22 protein-coding genes and 1 pseudogene are annotated in these 19,669 nt (G+C 46.4%); 12 read left to right on the top strand and 11 right to left on the bottom strand.

The annotated features are described in order from the left end of the window. Positions 1-98 precede the first annotated feature (98 nt). The gene (locus GXP22_05045) at positions 99-1,292 is read left to right on the top strand and encodes a hypothetical protein (protein NOX08846.1); all 1,194 of its coding nucleotides are present in this window, start codon (positions 99-101) and stop codon (positions 1,290-1,292) included. On the opposite strand, the gene GXP22_05040 is transcribed toward GXP22_05045, so the two are convergent. From GXP22_05040 to GXP22_05025, 4 genes are all read right to left on the bottom strand, one after another. Beyond that, positions 1,289-1,918 carry a thiamine phosphate synthase gene (locus tag GXP22_05040; protein ID NOX08845.1) on the bottom strand — a complete coding sequence of 210 codons (630 nt, stop codon included), beginning with the start codon at positions 1,916-1,918 and terminating at the stop codon, positions 1,289-1,291. The two genes, GXP22_05045 and GXP22_05040, sit on opposite strands and share 4 nt — an antisense overlap. Positions 1,919-1,923: 5 nt before the next feature. Next, positions 1,924-3,117, bottom strand: coding sequence for a type II toxin-antitoxin system HipA family toxin (locus GXP22_05035; GenBank protein ID NOX08844.1), 1,194 nt, complete (start codon positions 3,115-3,117; stop codon positions 1,924-1,926). Further along, a complete protein-coding gene (locus GXP22_05030; protein ID NOX08843.1) occupies positions 3,114-3,380 on the bottom strand; it encodes a helix-turn-helix transcriptional regulator in 267 nt (88 codons plus the stop codon). Before GXP22_05030 ends, GXP22_05035 begins: the two co-directional genes overlap by 4 nt. A 90-nt stretch (positions 3,381-3,470) precedes the next feature. Next, positions 3,471-4,265, bottom strand: a complete 795-nt coding sequence (locus GXP22_05025) for a hydroxymethylpyrimidine/phosphomethylpyrimidine kinase (protein ID NOX08842.1) — start codon at positions 4,263-4,265, stop codon at positions 3,471-3,473. Between the two features lie 139 nt (positions 4,266-4,404). On the opposite strand from GXP22_05025, the gene GXP22_05020 reads away from it, so the two are divergent. The 11 genes from GXP22_05020 (at position 4,405) to yrfG (ending at position 12,372) form a co-directional block, all read left to right on the top strand. Beyond that, positions 4,405-5,649, top strand: a complete 1,245-nt coding sequence (locus tag GXP22_05020; GenBank protein ID NOX08841.1) for a hypothetical protein — start codon at positions 4,405-4,407, stop codon at positions 5,647-5,649. Positions 5,650-5,760: 111 nt separating this feature from the next. Beyond that, positions 5,761-6,186, top strand: coding sequence for a type II secretion system major pseudopilin GspG (gspG, locus tag GXP22_05015; protein NOX08840.1), 426 nt, complete (start codon positions 5,761-5,763; stop codon positions 6,184-6,186). 14 nt (positions 6,187-6,200) lie between these two features. After that, positions 6,201-6,758 (top strand): type II secretion system minor pseudopilin GspH, encoded by a 558-nt coding sequence (gene gspH, locus GXP22_05010; GenBank protein NOX08839.1) that lies wholly within the window; start codon positions 6,201-6,203, stop codon positions 6,756-6,758. Continuing rightward, a complete protein-coding gene (gene gspI / locus GXP22_05005; GenBank protein ID NOX08838.1) occupies positions 6,755-7,141 on the top strand; it encodes a type II secretion system minor pseudopilin GspI in 387 nt (128 codons plus the stop codon). The genes gspH and gspI overlap by 4 nt, the downstream gene beginning before the upstream one ends. Next, positions 7,138-7,746 carry a type II secretion system minor pseudopilin GspJ gene (gspJ, locus tag GXP22_05000; GenBank protein ID NOX08837.1) on the top strand — a complete coding sequence of 203 codons (609 nt, stop codon included), beginning with the start codon at positions 7,138-7,140 and terminating at the stop codon, positions 7,744-7,746. Before gspI ends, gspJ begins: the two co-directional genes overlap by 4 nt. Then, complete coding sequence (gene gspK, locus GXP22_04995; protein NOX08836.1) at positions 7,743-8,702, top strand: type II secretion system minor pseudopilin GspK; 960 nt, start codon at positions 7,743-7,745, stop codon at positions 8,700-8,702. Before gspJ ends, gspK begins: the two co-directional genes overlap by 4 nt. Positions 8,703-8,844: 142 nt before the next feature. After that, complete coding sequence (gene gspL, locus GXP22_04990) at positions 8,845-10,080, top strand: type II secretion system protein GspL (GenBank protein NOX08835.1); 1,236 nt, start codon at positions 8,845-8,847, stop codon at positions 10,078-10,080. Beyond that, positions 10,077-10,571, top strand: coding sequence for a type II secretion system protein M (locus GXP22_04985; protein NOX08834.1), 495 nt, complete (start codon positions 10,077-10,079; stop codon positions 10,569-10,571). Before gspL ends, GXP22_04985 begins: the two co-directional genes overlap by 4 nt. Further along, on the top strand, positions 10,571-11,317 hold the full coding sequence (locus GXP22_04980; GenBank protein NOX08833.1) for a type II secretion system protein N: 747 nt from the start codon (positions 10,571-10,573) through the stop codon (positions 11,315-11,317). Before GXP22_04985 ends, GXP22_04980 begins: the two co-directional genes overlap by 1 nt. After that, complete coding sequence (locus tag GXP22_04975; protein ID NOX08832.1) at positions 11,317-11,712, top strand: YkgJ family cysteine cluster protein; 396 nt, start codon at positions 11,317-11,319, stop codon at positions 11,710-11,712. The genes GXP22_04980 and GXP22_04975 overlap by 1 nt, the downstream gene beginning before the upstream one ends. 33 nt (positions 11,713-11,745) lie before the next feature. Beyond that, positions 11,746-12,372, top strand: a complete 627-nt coding sequence (gene yrfG, locus GXP22_04970; GenBank protein NOX08831.1) for a GMP/IMP nucleotidase — start codon at positions 11,746-11,748, stop codon at positions 12,370-12,372. A gap of 26 nt (positions 12,373-12,398) precedes the next feature. On the opposite strand, the gene GXP22_04965 is transcribed toward yrfG, so the two are convergent. The 7 genes and pseudogenes from GXP22_04965 to GXP22_04935 form a co-directional block, all read right to left on the bottom strand. Continuing rightward, positions 12,399-12,767: a VanZ family protein gene (locus GXP22_04965; GenBank protein NOX08830.1), complete on the bottom strand. Its 369-nt coding sequence runs from the start codon at positions 12,765-12,767 to the stop codon at positions 12,399-12,401. A gap of 18 nt (positions 12,768-12,785) precedes the next feature. Continuing rightward, positions 12,786-13,622: an AAA family ATPase gene (locus GXP22_04960; protein NOX08829.1), complete on the bottom strand. Its 837-nt coding sequence runs from the start codon at positions 13,620-13,622 to the stop codon at positions 12,786-12,788. 13 nt (positions 13,623-13,635) lie between these two features. Continuing rightward, complete coding sequence (locus GXP22_04955) at positions 13,636-14,442, bottom strand: CpsD/CapB family tyrosine-protein kinase (GenBank protein NOX08828.1); 807 nt, start codon at positions 14,440-14,442, stop codon at positions 13,636-13,638. A gap of 17 nt (positions 14,443-14,459) precedes the next feature. Further along, positions 14,460-16,199 carry a lipopolysaccharide biosynthesis protein gene (locus GXP22_04950; protein NOX08827.1) on the bottom strand — a complete coding sequence of 580 codons (1,740 nt, stop codon included), beginning with the start codon at positions 16,197-16,199 and terminating at the stop codon, positions 14,460-14,462. A 103-nt stretch (positions 16,200-16,302) separates the two neighbouring features. Further along, positions 16,303-17,301, bottom strand: coding sequence for a hypothetical protein (locus tag GXP22_04945; protein ID NOX08826.1), 999 nt, complete (start codon positions 17,299-17,301; stop codon positions 16,303-16,305). 199 nt (positions 17,302-17,500) lie between these two features. Beyond that, a complete protein-coding gene (locus tag GXP22_04940; GenBank protein ID NOX08825.1) occupies positions 17,501-18,094 on the bottom strand; it encodes a polysaccharide export protein in 594 nt (197 codons plus the stop codon). Between the two features lie 87 nt (positions 18,095-18,181). Next, positions 18,182-19,403: pseudogene (locus GXP22_04935) on the bottom strand (transposase). Positions 19,404-19,669 lie beyond the last annotated feature (266 nt).

Below are 19,669 nucleotides of genomic sequence, written 5' to 3'. Positions count from 1 at the left end.
CGTGAATACATCCATGTAGGCTCGACAGCCGCGTCCATGCGGCTGACGGTCTCTGTTAGAGAAGAGCACCTCATGCCTCTTGAGTTAATGGAATGGGAATGGTGGTGAGAATATATATTGTTTGTCTGTTTTTTATGCTGTATCAGACACAAGCCCTGGCGGCGGAATGGTCGGGTGATGTGAGTATGCAGTGGCGTAGTTTTCTGCGTACGCCTTTAGCGCAAAACCCCCAACAGTCACAGAACAATTTTTCGCTGGCGATTCAGCCTGAGTTTTACCATGAGTGGGATAATGGCGATCAAAGTCTGACGTTTGAGATATTCAGTCGCATAGGTGATGTGGATGCGCAACGCAATCACAACGATATTCGAGAGCTCTCCTGGTTGAAGGTCTACGATGGTTGGGAATTAAAGGCGGGTATCAGCAAGGTTTATTGGGGGGTAACCGAATCACAGCACCTGGTGGATGTGATTAATCAAACAGACTTTGTAGAAAATCTGGATGGCGAGGATAAGCTGGGTCAGCCGATGATTCAGGCGAGTGTTGAATCGGATTGGGGAGTATGGGATTTCTTTGTGCTGCCTGGTTTTCGTGAACGCAGCTTTTCCGGTATCAAGGGTCGACCCCGTTTTTCTCCATTGGTAGATGTTGATCAGGTGCGTTATGAGTCGAGTAAAAAAGACCAGAATATTGATCTGGCTATGCGCTGGTTTTATATGCTGGGTGATTGGGAGATTGGTTTATCACAATTTAACGGCACCAGTCGTGAGCCGGTATTTAGCCCCGGTTTTAAGAATGGTCAGGCGGTGTTGGTGCCAACCTATTTACAGATGCGACAAAGCGGGTTGGATATACAATCGACCAGTGAAGACTGGTTGTGGAAGCTGGAGCTGATTAGCCGGAACTGGCGGGCAAAAAACTTTGTTGCGCTTACCGCTGGTTTCGAATACAGCTTTATCGGTATACAGGAGAGTGATGCTGATCTGGGGGTAGTGCTGGAGTATCTCTATGATAGTCGTGGTCAACAGGCGACCTCTTTTTTTCAGAATGATGTCATGACAGGTCTGCGCCTGGTGTTGAATGATGAGCAGTCGACCGAGGCATTACTGGGTGTGATTGTCGATGTAGATAGCGGTGAATCCTTTATCAGTCTTGAGGCAAGTCGTCGGCTGGGTGATGCCTGGCGACTGGAGCTGGAGCTGCGTGGTTTCAGGGGTGTGAATAAAACGGGTCTGTTAAATAGCCTGAAACGGGATGATTATCTGCAACTTGATCTGGCGTATTATTTTTAAAACAGTCTGTTTATTTCCTCGGCAGCGATACGAATATCCTGTTTCCCAAAGATGCCCTGTATCACTGCCAGCATATCTGCACCAGCATCAATCAGGGTCTTCCCATTATCCGCAGTAATACCACCAATCGCTATAATGGGTAGATCAATTTGTTGCCTCGCCTGACGCAGGGTCTCTATGTCGGCAAGTGTGGCATCCGGCTTTGATCTTGATGGGAAGAAGCGGCCAAAGGCAACATAACTAGCACCCTGATCGGCGACCTGTAGTGCTAATTCCAGATTGTTATAACAGGAGACCCCGATGATGGCATGGTCACCGAGTTGTTGTCGGGCTTGTATGATGCCCATGTCATCACTGCCAATATGAACACCATCAGCATTAATGGTGCGGGCTAGTGCCACATCATCATTAATGATTAATAGGCGATGATGTTGATGGCACAGATCTAACAAGGCACGCGCTTCTTTTTCTTTGTGTCGTGGATTATTATCCTTGTTACGGTATTGAATGAGTGCAGCACCACCTAGTATTGCTTGTTCCACTTGATATAGGAGCCTTTCGGTATTATTGATACTCGTAGGGGTGATGGCATATAGCCCTCTGAATGAATTTTGTATGTCGGACATTTTATTCATAATCTTGCTGTAATGACATTTTCAAGATAGTTAATGTCTTTTTCTGTGACACCCGTATCAGAAAAATGCTGTTGCCATTCAGCAATTTCTTTTTCACAGGCATCTATTATTTGTCGCGATTTTTTTCCGTTGAGATGAAAATAACGTTCCGCATATTGAATCAAGGCCTTTCCTTTCGGCGGTGTAGCAGAGTTATCAAAACCCAGTTGATGATATTCGCCTACTGATGTGGAAGGCACGAGATCATAGGCAGGTGATATGTGCCAGCCTTTTTCATTGCGTAGCAAAGAGAAATTCTTTAAGTGATCATCGGTGTTATTAATGCAGATGTTAAAACACATTTGCTGGAAGAGTTGTTTCAGGCAGGCCTCCAGGCGCGATGTTGAAACCTGTTTAATAATGATCTGTGCAAGTTCACCATAGTGAGATGCCTGACCATTTAATAAGGTATCAAAAGATAATATTTGTTTGCAGGGTAACCCCTTCACTATATCAAAACGAGTAACGACGAGCGCATCCTTGTTGTTTACCTGTTTGATTTGTGTATCGGCGACCGGTATTCCTGCTTTTTCAGCTAACGTCATTGTAGCGTGTTCCACTCGGGGTAAATTAATACGGTCTGTTTTTTGAGAGAACTTTACCAGGTAGCCATTTTGTCCTTCGGAAACCAGCGTTTTACGTCGAGCACCGCCTACAGATGCACCACTGGCAAGTGTGATCGCCCATTCGTCTGCAATTAACGGGGTAGCGGTTTCTTCAAATTTATTGGATTCCGTATCAAGTCGCGTGAGTGCGTTCATCGAAGGGCCAATGGCACGTTTAGCCGGCTGTTGACCTCGTTTGGCAAAAGATAATGAGCCAATGTGATGTTCAGAAACCCAGTCGATCAAGCCGGATATATTGTTGCGGGTAATGTTGTTGAGTTTTAAGGCTACCTCACGTCCCCAGCGGTCGGGTAATACATCATTGAGTGCACCGGGGAGTTGGGTGAAATTAAAGACCTCATTATTTAACGGCAGATTGACTGGATCAATGGATCTTGCTTGAGTCTGCTTTAAGTAATCTGCCAGGTAGCGAAATTGTGCTTGAGTGACTCCCCGGGTATCCGTTTGTTCAAAAGCTAATTCACCGATAGCCCTCTGTTTGCCGCAACAATGCTGGTCAAATACGGTATAGATATGACGGCTCATTTTGCTATCTCATCGTCGTCAAACAACGATTTTTTTTCATGGGATAGCTTAAATAATTGTTCAAAATGATGTTCGCAACCGAGTAATTGAGCGATTTTTATGTAGTGCGAGATGCCTACATTACCTTGGCCATTTTCTATTGTCGAGAGTGTATTTCTGTTGATGCCGATTCTGAGTGCAAATGACTTTTGTGTATCGTCAGGAAATTGTTTTTTTCGTAATATCCGAAGTCGATTGCCGATATCTTTTAACGCAGTCGTCAAAATTGGTGACCCATAAAACCTAATATATTAGGAATTATAGGCTATATATTTAATAATGCCTAATATATTATGAATAATGAATTTTTTGTGTTATTCCTGTGCCCAGAACAAACGATTCGGGATGCCTTGTCCTTGTCCAATACGTCGGGCATGGTTGAGGCACTCCCAGGTGTAATGCTGTGCTTCGTTGCTGGCAATCACCGTGTCCATACCCTGTGCGATCAGGCTGGCAATGCTGGCAGCTAAGGTGCAACCAGAGCCGTGATATTCACCAGCAAGCCTGTCCCAGGTACTTTGTTCGGCGATACCCTGTTCGTTATACAGGGTGTTAATGATATGTTGACCGGGTTCGTGTCCACCGGTAATGAGTACCCAGGGGCAGCCAGCGTTAATCATCTCCTGGGCACATTGATCCAGTGTCTCTGCTGCTGGAAACAGATGCCGTGCCTCTTCGCTATTAGGTGTGACAATGTGACTAAGGGGTAATAACTGTTGTTTGATGGCATCACACATGTCCTGATCACTGATTGAGGTGCCACCTCCTGCGCGTAGTACGGGGTCAAGAATTACCGGAATAGTCTCGATTTCTTGCAAAATGCCAGCAATAGCCTCAATGATCTCCAGGCTACCCAATAGCCCAATCTTGATAGCCGCAATATTAATATCATCCAGCAGGGTGTGGGCTTGCTGGATTAGCTTGTCAGCCGAGACCGGTTCACAGTGCTGGATATTACGGGTGTCTTGTGTGGTCAGTGCCGTTACAATGGTGCAGGCATGTCCGCCGTGGGCTGTTATCGCCTCGATATCAGCCTGTAGGCCAGCACCACCGCTGGGATCATGGCCGGAAAAGCATAGTGTTACGGGTGTTTTTTTTTGATTTGTCATATCGTATTGTAACACTGGATTCCTGCCTGCGCGGGAATGACAAGGCTTATACGGGAATCTATGTGTACGGGACAGACGGGTAGGGTGCGTACTACGCACCATTGGTTTTTTGTGGAAATAATATGTTAATGAGACAGTAATGATGAGATTGCTACTTCTAATAATTGTTTTTATCTCAAGCCTGCCACTATTATCGCAGGCAAACGAAACCATCATTGATTATTCAATTAATGAATTTGAACCCATTACATTGGATGTCTCACAGTTTCCTGTCTTGCAAGGCCATTACAGCCACCATGTTTTTATCTACCGTTTTATTAGAAATAGTTGGCAGGCCATTCCGTTTCAGATTGATTTTAGAAATGATGCGGGTGAGTTTGAATTTGGCTTTAGTCTGGAAAAAATAATCGGTGCAAATGAGCTTATTTCATTTATGGGTACCGATCTCGGAGAACAGGTGGATTCCAGCGATGCCTTTTTGCAACGCTATCATCATGCGGCATTGTGCATTCATGATAAAGAAAATGGCAGAGATGGTTGTGTCTATGCGCTGATCGATCAACAAGAGGCGTTGACCTCAAGCTATGTCGATTATGTCAGCTATGATCCGGCAACGGATGCCATTACCACGCAGGATTTTAGACTTGTATTCTCGCAAAAAAAACCGATGTTAATCGAGGATATTCATTGGTGGGACAATGAGAATAATCAATATGGAGAAGATGTCCTGGATACCATGCAATTGATTCATAGCGGGCGATTTTTAGGCTTGTTCTCATTTAAGAAGACACAAAGAGATTATTTTTCCAGGTTGATTGGTGTGATCGACGGACCGGTGCGTGTGATTCGGAGAACAAGTAACAATGTCAGAATTGTATTCCAGTTGGAGGCACCAACGGTGTATATGGACTATATCGTAAATGTCAATTCTCTTTATATGAATACCCTGTTAAACATTCCTTTTTCGCCTGGGGTGTTTTTATCAGCGATAAAGACCTACTCCACAATGGACTGGAATAATCATAGTCGCATTGAGATACATCACAAGGGCTTGAGTAAACCGATAACAATAGATGGTATTCCTGGTCGTGATAAGGAAGCCTTTAATGGTATGGAGGATGTAAGGATTGGTGTGGTTAGCCATGAAGGGCAATTTTATTTTTCCATGAACCCACTGGATAACATGCCGATTGGTATGTATACCTATTTGAAAGATGATGCACTGGCTAAGGATGCTCTCGGTGGTCAGCCTGGTTTTTTTGGTAATGTCGGTTTTTTGAGTGATAAATGGGAGCAGATGGAGTCGGGTAATCATCGTTTTGTATTTAAGGCTGTTCTCGGTAAGAGTATCAATGAAGAGCATGCTTACAGGTGGCTCAGGTAGTTGTTAAAGATGATATAATGGTTTTTTGTGTGCTTGGTAAGTTTGAGTCAGGAGTTGCCTGTCGCTAACAGAGACGAGCAACTCCTGACTCTTGAGTTTAAAGTAATGGGTATGGAAAATAATATGAATGTAACAATGAATAAAAATGCGGGCTTCACCTTGATTGAAATTATGGTGGTGGTTGTTATCCTGGGGATTCTGGCAGCCATTGTTGTGCCTCGGGTGATGGATAGACCGGATCAGGCGCGTATTACCAAAGCTAAACAGGACGTTCGTGCGCTGGAGTCGGCATTAAATCTGTATCGACTGGATAATTATCGCTATCCCTCTACAGATGAAGGTCTGGAGTCATTGTTGTCGGGTGCAGGGGACTCCAATCGTAAGGGAGGACCTTACATGGATCGTCTGCCGATGGATCCGTGGGGCAATGAATATCTCTACCTGAGCCCAGGTTCTAATGGAGCGATTGATATCTATTCGCTGGGGATTGATGGTGTTGCTAGTGATGACGATATCGGTAACTGGAATCTGCAGTAGTTTAGAACGTCGTCATGCGGTTTCGTACATCAGGTTCTGAATCCGGTTTTACCCTGCTGGAGTTATTAGTGGTGGTTCTGTTAATCGGGATTGTCATGAGCTTTGCTGTCTTGTCGATAGGGGGTGATTCGCGTTCTGTCGAGCTGGAACGTGAGGCAAAACGTCTGCTTGCATTGATCGGGTATGCGGGTGAACAATCTGTGTTGCGTACTCAGGAGTGGGGTATCCGCTTTGAGGATACCGGTTATTCCTTCATGGTTCTGAATAATGACAACTGGATAGATGTGGTTAATAACAACACATTGCGTGCGCGTAAATTACCCAATGGTGTTAATTTGAAATTATCCATTGAGGCACTTGAAGTTAATATGGATCCTGGCTTTGATCTGGATAAGGATGAAGATGAAGATCAGTTACAGATTAAAAAACCGATGATTTTTATCTTGTCCAGTGGTGAAATAACACCGTTTTCAGTTGATTTTCGTGCACAAGAGACAATGATTAGCTTTCGGGTTATTGCTACACCTCTGGGTCAATTGAGCATGGAGCGTATTAATTCGAACCTGCCATGATGAGATATCCCTCGCTTAATAAGCAGAACGGTTTTACCTTGATTGAAATCCTGGTTGCTCTTGCTGTGCTGGCGATCTCGATGGCCGCTATTATTCAGGCGAGTAGCCAGTATGTGAGTAATCAGGTCTATCTACAGAAACGTACTGAAGCACACTGGGTGGCACGCAATCTCCTGGTGGGGTTTCGTATGTCAAAGCAATGGCCATCAATATCAACCAAAACCGGGGTTGAGGAGTGGGGTGGTCAGGAATGGTCGTGGCAACTCAAGGTATCACAGACCCCGGATCAGGATTTACGTCGTTTGGATATTGAGGTGGGTCTGGAACAGGATGATGAAGTGGTGCTGGCGAATCTATCCGGTTTTAAGGCGCGTTTACCATGATGTTTCAGCAAGGCGTTCGCTATCGAGGTTTTACGCTGTTAGAGCTGCTGGTGTCACTGGCGATTTTCTCTCTTATCGCTGCTATGGCCTATGGTGGTCTGCATACGGTATTGCAAAACCGTAATAGTACCGATAGGCATGCCCAGGCGATGCAACGAATGCAGCTGTTATACCGGGCAATGCAGCGGGATATTGAGCAGATTGTGGGTCGTCCGGTGCGTAATGAGTTTGGCGATTCGACCCCCGCCATATTGGTGAATGATAGAGGCTTTATTGAGTTGACTCGAGCGGGCTGGAGCAATCCTTTGGGGCGACCACGTAGCACTCTACAACGTGTTGCATGGTTTGTGCGTGATGAAGAATTGATTCGGCGCTATTGGCTGGTGCTTGATCGTGCCCAGGATAGCCCGCCACTGGATCTGGTGATAATGGATAAGGTCGAGGAGTTTTCTGTGCGTTTGATGGATGACCAAAAAAAATGGCATAGTCAATGGCCACCACAGTCACTGACACAGCGTTCATCTGCGGTAAAGATTATTGTTGCCGAGGTTGAGATCAAACTTTTGCAACAGGAGCGTATTAACTGGTTGTTTCAGGTGCCATGAATAGTCGTTTTGGCAAGCAACGGGGTGTTGCCCTGGTGATTACCATGCTGGTAACGGCAATGGCAGCGATTGCTGCGGTGTCGATGGTGTCCAGTCAGCAGATGGATATCCATCGAACCAGTAATATGGTGGCGATGGATCAGGCCTATACCTATGCACAGGGGATAGAGGAATGGGCGCGTATTATTTTGTTAAGGGATCAGCGCGATGGTAACAAGGATCACCTCAATGAATTCTGGGCGAGCTCCCTGCCACCATTGCCTGTTGATGGCGGCTATGTCATTGGTGCTATTCGTGATCTGAATGGCTGCTTTAATCTGAATAATATTGTCAGTGGCAAAAAACCTGTGGCTCTGATCGTGCAGCGGTTGCAGCGCCTTTTTTCTTATCTGGGTGTTGATCCACAACTCACCGATGCCTTGATTGACTGGATTGATGTTGATATAGAAGTGCGTTTCCCGACGGGTGCGGAAGATGATTATTATTTGTCTCTGGATCGTCCTTATCGGAGTGCCAATCGTGCCCTGGTTAGCATCAGTGAATTACGCCTGGTTAAGGGTTTTTCTCGTAAGGTGATGAACAAGATTAGCCGCTATGTCTGTGTGTTACCGGTGGATAAAACCAACATTAATAGTAATATCAATATTAATACAGCTAATCCTATGGTATTGCGTAGCCTGTTTGAGGGGGTTACCGAGGGTGATGTTGAGGCATTACTTGAGGCGCGCACGGAGGAGGGTTTTGAAAGCGTAGAGGCCTTTCTTCAGAATGATGCGCTGGCGGGACGTGAAGGCTTGAGCCCGGAAGGGCTGTCGTTGGCAAGTGATTATTTTATGATCACTGCCGAGGCGTATATCGGTGATGGGGTCACACGGATGTATAGCCTGGTTCAGCGCCGTGAAGGCCAGGATAAGCCCCCTGTGGTATGGCGACGTAGCCTTGGTGTTAAAGATTAGCTACCCTGTCATTCCCGCGCACTCGGGAATCCATAAACCAATAGATCCCCGCATTCGCGAGGATGACAGAGTGCGCAGTGTAACCCAACAAGCTTGATTAGAGGTTCCATAACGCGCATAGATAAGGGATAATTATCAGCTTATGCGTGAAACACTGATAATAAGACTACAGCAGGATGCATTGGCTCAACATGCCGATGTATTAGTGCTGGATCAAAGTGGGAATGTCGCGGCCAGTCATGCTCTCATGCCCTGGCTTGAGATCACGCCCTTGGCCAGTGGTCGACGGGTGCAGGTTCTGGTGCCCGGTAGCGATGTGGTTTTAACCCAGGTTAGCATCCCTAGTCAGAGTCGTCAGCGTATCCTGCGTGCGATCCCTTACGCCCTGGAAGAACAATTTGCCAGTGATGTTAGCGACCTTCATTTTGCCCTGGGGAGTCGTCTGGCAGACGGGGCTTATCCTGTTGCTGTGGTATCCAGAGCCTGTATGGATATCTGGCTGAAGCAGTTACAGGAATGTGATATTCATCCGGACACACTTATTCCAGAGATGTTGGCACTGGAGTATACACCGGACAGTTGGTCTTTATGGCTGGATGAACAATGGATGATCTTGCGTAATGGCGCGTATCAGGGTGTGGTGTTTGAGGCATCAGGACTTGATTTGCAGTTGCAGTTATCGCTACAGGATAGTGAGCAAGCCCCTGCACAGATTAATCTATGGTCAGACAACGCAGTAGGGTTGCCGGATGAATCGCTGTTGGCCGATTGCGAGATTCAGCATCATCAACTGGAACCGGATCAATTACTGAAGCGTTTAAATCCACCTGCTGATGTTACCCTGATTAATTTGTTACAAGGTAGTTTTAGTCGTAGTGAACAGCTTGGTAAGTTATTACGGCCGTGGCGTAGTGTTGCCGCCTTGTTGGTGGTCGCCTTATTGCTCTCTATTGGTCAAGAGATCGCCTTGTATAAAATCCTTAAAGCAGAAAAGATTGAATTAGCTCAACAGATGCGACAGGAATATAAACGCGCCTTCCCGCAAGCCAAACGTATCGTCAATCCAAAGGTACAGATGGAACAGGGCTTAAAGAAGATCAGGCGTGGTTCACCGCAGGCAGGCAATATTGGTTTTCTTGAGTTAATGGCACAGATGGGATCGGTTTTACAAAAACAACAGGGTGTGCAATTAAACGGTAGTAGTTTCCGTGATGGCCGCCTGGATCTGGATTTGGTGGTTGATAATTTGCAAATACTGGATGACTTCAAACAGGCGCTGGAAGTGACAAAGATGTTACAGGTCGAGATTCAGTCGGCAACATCGGATGCTGGGCAGAAGGTTCAGGGCCGGATCAGGATACGCGGGAGGCAGTCGTGAAGGAGTGGTATCAGCAACTGGATTTACGCGAACGTCGCATGTTAATTACAGGCGGCTTACTGGCACTGGTCTTATTGCCTTATCTGTTGTTCTGGTTGCCACTGGAAGATGATCTGAGGAATCTGCAGAAAGGCCTGAAGATTGAACGTGCCTCAATCGTCTGGATGCGTACAGCGGCTGATGAGGTGTTAAGTCAGCGCCGTGTACCCGCTTCAGTGAAGAACAAGACCGCCACAAGCGGTCGTTCCATGTTGTCCATTGTGGACAAGTCTACCCGCACGGCAGGTCTTGGTGATAGCGTTAAACGTGTTGAGCCGGATGGTAAGGATGCGGTTAAGGTCTGGCTGGAGGCAGTCGATTTTGATCTACTGATGAAATGGATGGTAACAATGGATGACAACTATCAGATGACAGCTAATATTGTTACCCTTGAGCGCAAGAATAATAAAGGGCTGGTTGATGCGCGTATTGTGTTGCAAGGAGCGATATAGTGGGTAAGACATTACGCCTGCTGATGCTGGCTGTTATCTCATTTTTAGTCTTTTTTGTAATGCAGTTTCCTATGGCTCAATTAGTGTCGTGGGTGCAAGGGGATGCCGATCAATTACGCAGTGCTAATATGGAAGGTAGCGTGTGGTCTGGACAGGTCGACAAACTACAATATAAAGATATCATGCTCGGACCTGTGGTCTGGCAGCTACAACCTTTGGCATTATTAACGGGTGCTATTGAGTATAAGGTGTTTTTTCAGACTCCTGATGGCGGCGGTGAGCTATTGCTCGGTCGTCACCTGAGCGGTGATTTTTATCTTCAGGATGTACAGGCATTGCTGGGGACGCAATTTATTAATCAGCAATTTCCGCTGGTGAAACTGGCAGGCACATTACAACTGGATATTCAGGCGCTGGTTTTTTCTGATGCCCTCGTGCAACAACTGGAGGGTCGTATTATCTGGCAGGAAGCGGTCATGCAGCGACCGTTCCTGGTGCCCTTGAAACAGATACAAATGGATCTTGGTACGGATGAGAAGGATGTGTTGGCGGCTATCAAGGATGTCGATGGCACACTGGATGTTGATATTGATCTGACGCTGAATAAACTGAGCAATAGCTATCAATTAAAGGGTAGCGTAAAACCACGCAAGTCAGCCGATGCCAACCTGAGAGAGACCTTGAGTATGTTGGGTAGACCAGATCGTGCCGGTCGCTATGTTATTCAATATTCCGGAAAACTTTAATGGCAAAATTTGTAGCAACTAATATCAAGGTTACAACAGAGAATAAGTGTGATCTGTGTACCAACTCCAAGTGTTGTACTTATCTTACACAGGAGATTGATACCCCGCGTTCCAAACAGGATTTTGAACATATCCTGTGGCAGGTCTCGCATCAGAATATCCAGGCCTATAAGGATGAGGATGGTTGGTATCTGCTGATCAATAACCCCTGCACCCATTTACTTGATGATGGCCGTTGCGGTATTTATGATACACGTCCTTTGGTTTGTCGTGATCATACCAATGATTATTGTGAATATGATGCCCCTGCTGAAGATAGCTTTGATTTGTTCTTTGATGGTTATAAAAGCCTGTTGAAATATTGTAAAAAACGTTACAAGCGCTGGGGTAAGTAAGTGAACCTGCCCTGGGCACAGATTGATACCGTGATGCTGGATATGGATGGCACCTTACTGGATCTGAATTTTGATAATCATTTCTGGCAGGAACATGTGCCACTCCGTTATGCCCAGCATCATGGTATGCAGCTGCGTGATGCCAGAGACCAACTCTATACCACCTTTCGTGAGATCGAAGGCACCATGAATTGGTATTGTCTGGATTACTGGAGCCGGGAACTGGATCTGGATATTGAGATGTTAAAGCGTGAGGTGCGGCATCTTATTGGTATTCTGCCTCATGTGAAGACCTTTCTTGATGGCCTGCGTGCGGCGGGTAAACATATTCTGCTGGTGACCAATGCACACCAGAAAAGCTTGCTGTTAAAGATGGAAGAGACACAGTTAAGTCCTTATTTCGATCATATTATTTGTGCCCATGATCTCGGGATGCCGAAGGAAGAAGCTGCCTTCTGGGATAAATTAAGAGAGCAGCATCCCTTTGATCCACAGCGCACCTTGTTTGTGGATGATAGCCTTTCCGTGCTACGTTCAGCACAGCAATACGGTATTCAGCATCTACTGGCTGTGCGTAAACCCGATACCATGAAGGCCGATAAGGATACCGAAGAGTTTAACGGCATTGATAGCTTTGCCGATATCCTTCAGGGTTTATAAAGGTAGGGTGCGCGCACCGCGCACCATCATTTCCGGGATAGAAGATAAAACAACCCGACCCCCAGAATAGCGCCAACAGCATCGGCGATGACATCGTAAATATCCGCATGTCGACCGGGTGTGTAATATTGATGCCACTCATCACTAATGCCATATAGGATAACCACAAGGCAGGCGGTGAAAAACCTTGTGCCATCTTTTTTGATCCATTGCTGTAATGCACCCGCTAGAAAAAATGCCAGTGCGCCGTAGGCTATTGCATGAACAAGCTTGTCCTGAGCCTGGAAAATGATCGGGGTTGCTATGTGTGCTCTGCCAGACATAAAGAAGATGGTAGCGGCCCAACTGATAAACAGAATACGGTGGAGCCAGGGGTTGAAAAACAGGGTATTCATGTTCTGTGTTGAGGCTTTTTATGCCTCATCAATCGGCTTGGGAAACAACCCGCCCTGTTGTTTTTCACGGGCAACTTCACCCACCAGGTCCGCACTGATATGATCTGTTTGTTCCGCAAAGCCATAGACCAGTGCCGTATCACAGAGGAGATTGATTAAACGGGGGACTCCGCCGGTATTCCTATAGACTTCCTTGCAGGCAGCGTCGTCGAATATACCTTCATCGGTGGCACCAACCACTGTGAGACGGTGACGGATATAGGTCGCTGTCTCTTCTTCACTGAGTCCTTCAAGATGATAGTCTGAGGCAACGCGCTGGGCAAACTGTACCAGGTCAGGGCGTTGCAGTGTCTCCCGTAACTCTTTCTGACCCACCAGGATGATTTGTAATACCTGATCCTTGTCGGCATTCACATTGGATAACATGCGTAGCTCTTCCAGGGTCTCGGCAGACATATTCTGCGCTTCGTCGACAATCAGAACGGTGCGGCGCTTGTGAGCATATTCATTGATGACAAAGTTGATGAAGTCCTGATACATGCTCGCCTTGTCATCGCCGGTATGCTTGATACCAAAGGATAACAGTATCCATTGCAGTAATTCACCAAATGAGCTGTGTGTATTCGATAACAGACCGACGGTATGTTCCTGATCCATATTATTGAGCAGGTGCCGAATCAGCGTGGTCTTGCCGGTGCCAATCCCACCACTAATAACAGTAAACCCTGCCTGATTCATCAGACCATATTCAAGCATTACCAACGCCATGCGATGCTTACTGCTCATATATAGAAATGAGGGGTCAGGCAACAGGGAAAAGGGTTTTTCCTTTAGACCATAAAATGATTCATACATAAATAAAAACCAATTAAGCTATTGGGCTGGGTGTCTTGTTCAGGACGGTGCCAATGACATTGATATGATCCAGTAATGGCATGGTATCCTTGAGGCTTCGGATACTGGTTTTACCATTTTCAAGTACGATTAATGCAGCATCCATGTGGGGCATAAAGGCGAGCGTATCCGGTGTCGTGAGTACGGGTGGTAAATCAAAGATGATAATTCTTTTCTTGTAGTAAGATTTCATATCCTCCACCAGGTGCTGCATGCGCGGCGAACTCAACATCTCGGATGAATTTATCTGCGGGCTGCCAGCCGGTAGAATCACCACGTTTTCACTTTCTTCCGGGTGCACCAGTAGTTCAGGTAATGATATTGAGGGATCCAGCAGATAATCGCTGAGACCTTTGTTGGAAGGAATATCGAAGTATTCGTGGATACTGGGGTGGCGCAGGTTGGCATCGACCAGTAATACGGTGTAGCTAACCTCCATGGCGATACTAATAGCAAGATTGATTGCCGTTAGAGTCTTGCCTTCACCTTCTTTAGGGCTGGTAACAGCAAGTACATTCCAGTCATTTTTTTCGAGACGGTGCAATACCTGGGTGCGCAGCATCTTGTAGGCATCAGTAAATTGACCGGACTCATAGCCACTGACAATATGTTTCTTGCGCAAATCCTCTCTGGAAACAGAGACGGTCTTGGTATTGGTGTAACTGATAACATCCGTTTCAGGATTGGCTTCGGGAGCATCAGCCTGGATACGCGAGCGATTGGTTTGACCGCTTTCGCGTTCCAGACGCGCCTTTTCTAGTGCTTGTTTGATTCGTTCCATTGGGGTGTCCTGACTTCCTATAGATCTGTTATGCGATCAATCTTGCGTAGCGCCCTGAACCAGAGTACATCAAGTGGCGTTACAAAAAAGTGAATAATAAGTGCGCCGGTAATGGCAGTAATAATAAGTGCGAGGAGTATCCACCAGCGACGTTTGGGTCGCTTTAGAATCTCGCCCGGATCCAGTGTCAGTGGAATGGATGCCAACGGAGCTGCGGTCAGAATGTTGGCAACGGCACGAGGGCTGCGAATGGCATCATCAAGAGCCTCCAGCAAGGCGGCACTGCCAACACCACAACCCAGTGCCAGTACGATACTAATAAAGATAATTCCAGGGCGATTAGGGCTGGTAGGTTCTTCCGGGAACTGGGGCGGTTCAATCAGGGTGAAACGTTCTCCCTTGCGTTCCTGCTCTAGTTTCTGGGCAATACGAGCCTCTAATTCCTTGGCCTTAATCTCCTGGTAGCGCGCGACAGTATTGTCATAGTCTCTGGATAAGGCGCTAAAGGCACGCTCGACCTGAGGTGTCTCAATCAGACGTTGTTCATAATCCAGCATTTTGCTTTGCAAGTCTTCTTTACGTTCCTGTAACGCATGGATCTCACTGTTGATGGTTTCTAATTGGGTATGCAGAGAGATATAGGCTGGATTGGTAATATCATCTATATTCTCGACATGCTCTACTTTGGATTTTGCCTTGCGTTCCAGATCCTTGAGCTCACGCTTGAGTTTAACAATATCAGGGTGGGTATCGGAGTAACGTTCCTTCAGGGTAATTAATTCACTGCGTAATTCCTTGATGCGTTCATCTTCGAGGGACGATCCACTGAGGTCACCGGTCTCTTCTTCCAGTGCGCGTACCTGACGTTGTAGTGCAATTAGATCCGGGTGTCCTTCGGTATATTTTGTTGAGGCACTCAGGAGTTCTACGCGTAGTATTTTCAAGCGAACCAGTGGGTCAGTTATAGCCATACTACCCAATGCAGGGGCATTGGGTAGTATGGTTGCCAACTGACCTTCAATATAACGTTTTTGCCCCTCGGAGGCGCGTATTTGATTCTCTGTATCACGCAGGTTAGCCTCGGTGCGCTCCATTAACTGCATGTTCAGGCTCTTGAGTTCGGGCAGGCGATGGAGATTGATTTCCTTAAAATCAGCCAGGCTCTTGTCTAATTCCCCAATACGGTTACTCAGGCGTTCAGACTCGGCCGTTAGGAATTGGTAGGTTTCCGCTGTTTTTTCGGTACGGGTCTTGAGATTTTCGTTCAGGTAGAGTGAAGTCAGCTCACTGGTTACCTTTTGTACCATAGCCGGGTTTTCGCCCGTGTAGCTGAGGGTGAAGGCGATAGTGGCCGTCATTGAACCGCTGCCTGGGGTGATAACATCGGATTGAATCATATTCAGATCAATGTTTTCACGCATACGGCCAACAATTTCTTCAGTGGTTTCTTTCTTGCGGCGATCTGCGTACAGATTATATTTATCAACCAGTTCCAGGAGGTTTTTACGGGTCATTACACGCTGACTGATGACCTGGATGCGCTCACTGGCATAACTGGTGACGGTAGAGCGAATGAGATCTTGCGGTATCTCCTGTGCCTCAATCAGAATGGTTGCCGAAGATTTGTAGCTGGGTGGCAGGAGCATTGCAACAGCGATACCTATAATGCTAATCGCCATTGTAACAATAAGGATTAGACCGCGACGACGTTTGAATGCGTCAAGGTATTCACTGAGTTCTTTTGTTTGTTCTTCCATAGAGGTGTCTTTTAGTGTTCTGTATATTTAGGTTCGAGAGTTATATTGGCACATTTTTTGATAAGTTTAAGCTATATTTTTATATTTTCGTTAACTGGTTGATTTATCTTGATATTGATGTCTTTACGGGACGGTATTCCAGACGCAGATCGATATTGTTAATGGGAGCATAACCGTCGCCGTAGCCATTATCCTGGCGCCGATGTGAATAATTTAATCCTAGTCGTAGTTGTTTGTTAAATTTCCAGCTCATCCCCAACAGGAGGCGCAGCGATGATCGGTCGGAAATAGTGGTATTAATATTGTTGTTTTGTATAAAGCTGGATGCGAACCCCAGATTAAAAGAAAGTTTCTCATCCCATGAGTAATTGCTTGTAACACTGATATTATCATTTAATGACATGCCACCGGTGGAGCTCGGTGATACATTACGCGATAGCTTGGCATTGAGTAAGACTTTCTGAAATTGTTTTTTGAGTGAGCCAGAGAAGGTCATTCCTGATCCGTATAGGGTGTATTCGTTAACATTAATAAGGTTACCAGCAAATATGAAGCCAGCGGTGCGGGTGTTCTCTGTATAGCGGCTGCCTATTGATGCGGAAGCATTAAATGTTTCAGAAAAATCATGTGCATAGACGGCGGATAGATCATAGTTGGATGTTGATATAGCCCCACTATTAATGAAGATGTTTTCGCCGCTGCTATAGAGGCTCGATGCGATATTGATACCGAACTGGTTACGTGCATTGTAGGAATAATTCAGCCCTGTGGTCAGGTTGTGAATATTGTAATCAGTCAGGGTGCTATAGCCGCTATAACGGGTTTGCCCGTATTGGTAATTGAGCGATAAGAATATCTTTTGTGTCAGATTGTAGCTCCAGCTGGGGTTAATCGTTTGCTGATTACGTTGTCTGCGCTCGGGTGTGACGGTGCCAATATCATTTTCTTGAGAGGTCTCACGCAGGCTTTTGATCTTAAGATTTAGAGCACTGCGTTCACTGTATTGATGATTACTGGATAGCGTGAGATTGTAATTTTTGCTATCCCTGACGGTTTTCGCGGCATATTGGCTCACGCTCAGGTTTAAAATGCCACTGATCATCCCCTTTTCTGTCGCTCGAGAAAAGGTTATGCCTGGTTTTATTCGGACTACAGATGAGGGGGTTTTGACTCTAGCTGAGTAGAGCTGATTGTCGTTATAGCCGATGGTGCTGGTTATATAAGGCGATAACGACCACTCGGCTGTTTGAGCCGCAGGTGATAAGAGCATGAGTATAAGGCTACCAGAAAGACAGGCTGGTTTACGGCACCACAACGATATCACCGCTCTTCAATATAATGTTTTGCTCCAGTTTTTCACCATCCTCAACGTCGCCATAACGAAAGGGAATAGCAATCTGTTGGCTGCCGGTACGGCGTAATATCTTGATGTTATTCAATGATGCAAAGGGGGTCGTGCCTCCCGCCATACTGAGTGCCTGCATCACATCCATGCGCCGTGTGGCAATAAATTCACCCGAGCGTTGAACCTTGCCGATAACATAGATCTTGTTACCGGTCGGCTGGCGTACGGCGACAGTAATAACAGGGTCAGGGATGTATGTCCCGATTTTGTCTTTTAGTAGCGTTTGTAATGCCGTTACGCTTAGCCCATGAGTGGATAGATTACCTATCAATGGGAAACTGATGCTGTTGTCAGGCTGCACCAGGATTTCACGGTTGAGGTCTTCTTCCTTCCATACCGAGATAAGCAGCATATCGCCTGCCTGAATCTGGTAGGCATTATTGTTGTCGCTAATGGGTGTCTGTTCGTCAGCAATAGCCGCATGGGTGATAAGCAGGTTGAACAGAGTAATGAATGCCAGTTTGATCCAGTTATTTGCTTGATTTGTCATATTTTGTTCGCTGTGAAGATTACAGGGATTATTTTATTGACATTATAAATGAGTATGGGTGATTGAAACAGAAGTATTTTCAGGATGTCAACCCAAAGTAGAAATGTCCCCTTTTAAACCATTTAGAGATGTCCCCTTTATCAGGAAGTGGAATCGACTGAATAACGTCGCCAGGGATGATCGACGGCGGGCTTATAACCCGACTTTTGTTGTTGTCGTTGCTTGGCCTGTTCAACGACATGCTGCACGGATTTATCATCGGCAATAGGGATAGGCATTTCTCCCTGTTGTAATCGACGGTAGGTCATGGCGCGTCCTTTATGCAGAAGGGTGACATGCCCATCGAAGCCCTCGCAAACGGTGATTGTGGCCCCTCTGAGTCGATAACCCTTGCCATAGCCTTGAAGCTGATACTCGGTATTATGAAACTGGCATGTCAGGTTCTTTGAAAGCTTACGGGTATGGTGCCGACTAAGGATGAGTGCCATATCTTCCTTACTATGCAATACCTCACGGTGCGCATCATGCGGGTGTTGGGGGTCGACCGCAAAACGTTGGTTGTAATCCTTGATAAAGGTGGGAAGCCAATCATTTGCCTGTTCAATGGTATCAATACCTTGTAATCGCATTTCTTTAACCCGTCGATCCTGTAGGGTTTGATTGACGCGTTCGACGCGCCCTTTAGCCTGGGGTGTATTAGCATGGATAGGTTCAATATCCAGGGTTTTTAATGCACGGGTAAACGGTGTGATTTCGCCTTCTTTATTGGGATGATTAACCCGGAATATCGCGTGTTTATCACTATAAAGACGATGAGCGTACAGTAGGGCCCTCGTTCCTCAAACCAGGCATGGGGTGAGCCATCAATCTGTATCAACTCACCTCGACAGGGGCGACGTGGCCGCCGCTGATGAACCGAGGCCTTTTTTCTGGATTTACCTTGCCAGAGTCCAGCGGTCATCATCCATTGACGTAGGGTCTCTACGGAAAACCGGTAACCATGCCGTTCGATGAGCTTCTCATGCGCAAAGGTGGGTGAGAAATCTGCATAGTGTTCATGAATGAGTGCCAGGGCTTGTTGACGAACGGTCTCTGGAATTCGGTTATTAGAGACTTTACCCCGGTGGCCGGAAACCAGCCCTGATGCCCCTTGGCTCCGATAAGCACGAACCAGACGTTTAACCTGCCGGGCACTGATCTTAAGATGTTGTGTGGCTTGAATCTGCGTGATCTGATGGTTTGTTGTGGTCTGAATGACCGACAACCGATCAAGTTCCTGATGACTCAATGTGATTATCTCCTTTGTCATAGCCCCTTCCCATTTCAAAAGGGGACATTTTAACTTGGGTCAAAGGGGACATTACAGCTTTGGGCTAACAGAAGTATTTTCAGGATCCCCGCATTCGCGAGGATGACAAGAGGCACTGTCATTCCCGCGCAGGCAGGAATCAGCTGTAGGGTGCGCACTGCGCACCAAGAATCTGAAATAAAAAACGGGTCGCTATTGCGACCCGTTTCAATTCTTTTGAGGGTTGGCGGGGAAACCCCGCCTTCCACTCTTAAAGTCAAAGACCT

This window comes from Gammaproteobacteria bacterium (assembly GCA_013151035.1).
GTDB lineage: Bacteria > Pseudomonadota > Gammaproteobacteria > JAADJB01 > JAADJB01 > JAADJB01.
The sequence above is the reverse complement of the archived record's forward strand: the minus strand, read 5'-3'. Positions and strand labels throughout refer to the sequence as shown.

Bases quoted from the DNA above. Each gene is read 5' to 3' on its own strand.
- GXP22_05045 (NOX08846.1), top strand. From the start codon at position 99: ATGGTGGTGAGAATATATATTGTTTGTCTGTTTTTTATGCTGTATCAG.
- GXP22_05040 (NOX08845.1), bottom strand. From the start codon at position 1,918: ATGTCCGACATACAAAATTCATTCAGAGGGCTATATGCCATCACCCCT.
- GXP22_05035 (NOX08844.1), bottom strand. From the start codon at position 3,117: ATGAGCCGTCATATCTATACCGTATTTGACCAGCATTGTTGCGGCAAA.
- GXP22_05025 (NOX08842.1), bottom strand. From the start codon at position 4,265: ATGACAAATCAAAAAAAAACACCCGTAACACTATGCTTTTCCGGCCAT.
- GXP22_05020 (NOX08841.1), top strand. From the start codon at position 4,405: ATGATGAGATTGCTACTTCTAATAATTGTTTTTATCTCAAGCCTGCCA.
- gspG (NOX08840.1), top strand. From the start codon at position 5,761: ATGGAAAATAATATGAATGTAACAATGAATAAAAATGCGGGCTTCACC.
- gspH (NOX08839.1), top strand. From the start codon at position 6,201: ATGCGGTTTCGTACATCAGGTTCTGAATCCGGTTTTACCCTGCTGGAG.
- gspI (NOX08838.1), top strand. From the start codon at position 6,755: ATGATGAGATATCCCTCGCTTAATAAGCAGAACGGTTTTACCTTGATT.
- gspJ (NOX08837.1), top strand. From the start codon at position 7,138: ATGATGTTTCAGCAAGGCGTTCGCTATCGAGGTTTTACGCTGTTAGAG.
- gspK (NOX08836.1), top strand. From the start codon at position 7,743: ATGAATAGTCGTTTTGGCAAGCAACGGGGTGTTGCCCTGGTGATTACC.
- gspL (NOX08835.1), top strand. From the start codon at position 8,845: ATGCGTGAAACACTGATAATAAGACTACAGCAGGATGCATTGGCTCAA.
- GXP22_04975 (NOX08832.1), top strand. From the start codon at position 11,317: ATGGCAAAATTTGTAGCAACTAATATCAAGGTTACAACAGAGAATAAG.
- yrfG (NOX08831.1), top strand. From the start codon at position 11,746: ATGCTGGATATGGATGGCACCTTACTGGATCTGAATTTTGATAATCAT.
- GXP22_04965 (NOX08830.1), bottom strand. From the start codon at position 12,767: ATGAATACCCTGTTTTTCAACCCCTGGCTCCACCGTATTCTGTTTATC.
- GXP22_04960 (NOX08829.1), bottom strand. From the start codon at position 13,622: ATGTATGAATCATTTTATGGTCTAAAGGAAAAACCCTTTTCCCTGTTG.
- GXP22_04955 (NOX08828.1), bottom strand. From the start codon at position 14,442: ATGGAACGAATCAAACAAGCACTAGAAAAGGCGCGTCTGGAACGCGAA.
- GXP22_04950 (NOX08827.1), bottom strand. From the start codon at position 16,199: ATGGAAGAACAAACAAAAGAACTCAGTGAATACCTTGACGCATTCAAA.
- GXP22_04945 (NOX08826.1), bottom strand. From the start codon at position 17,301: ATGATCAGTGGCATTTTAAACCTGAGCGTGAGCCAATATGCCGCGAAA.
- GXP22_04940 (NOX08825.1), bottom strand. From the start codon at position 18,094: ATGACAAATCAAGCAAATAACTGGATCAAACTGGCATTCATTACTCTG.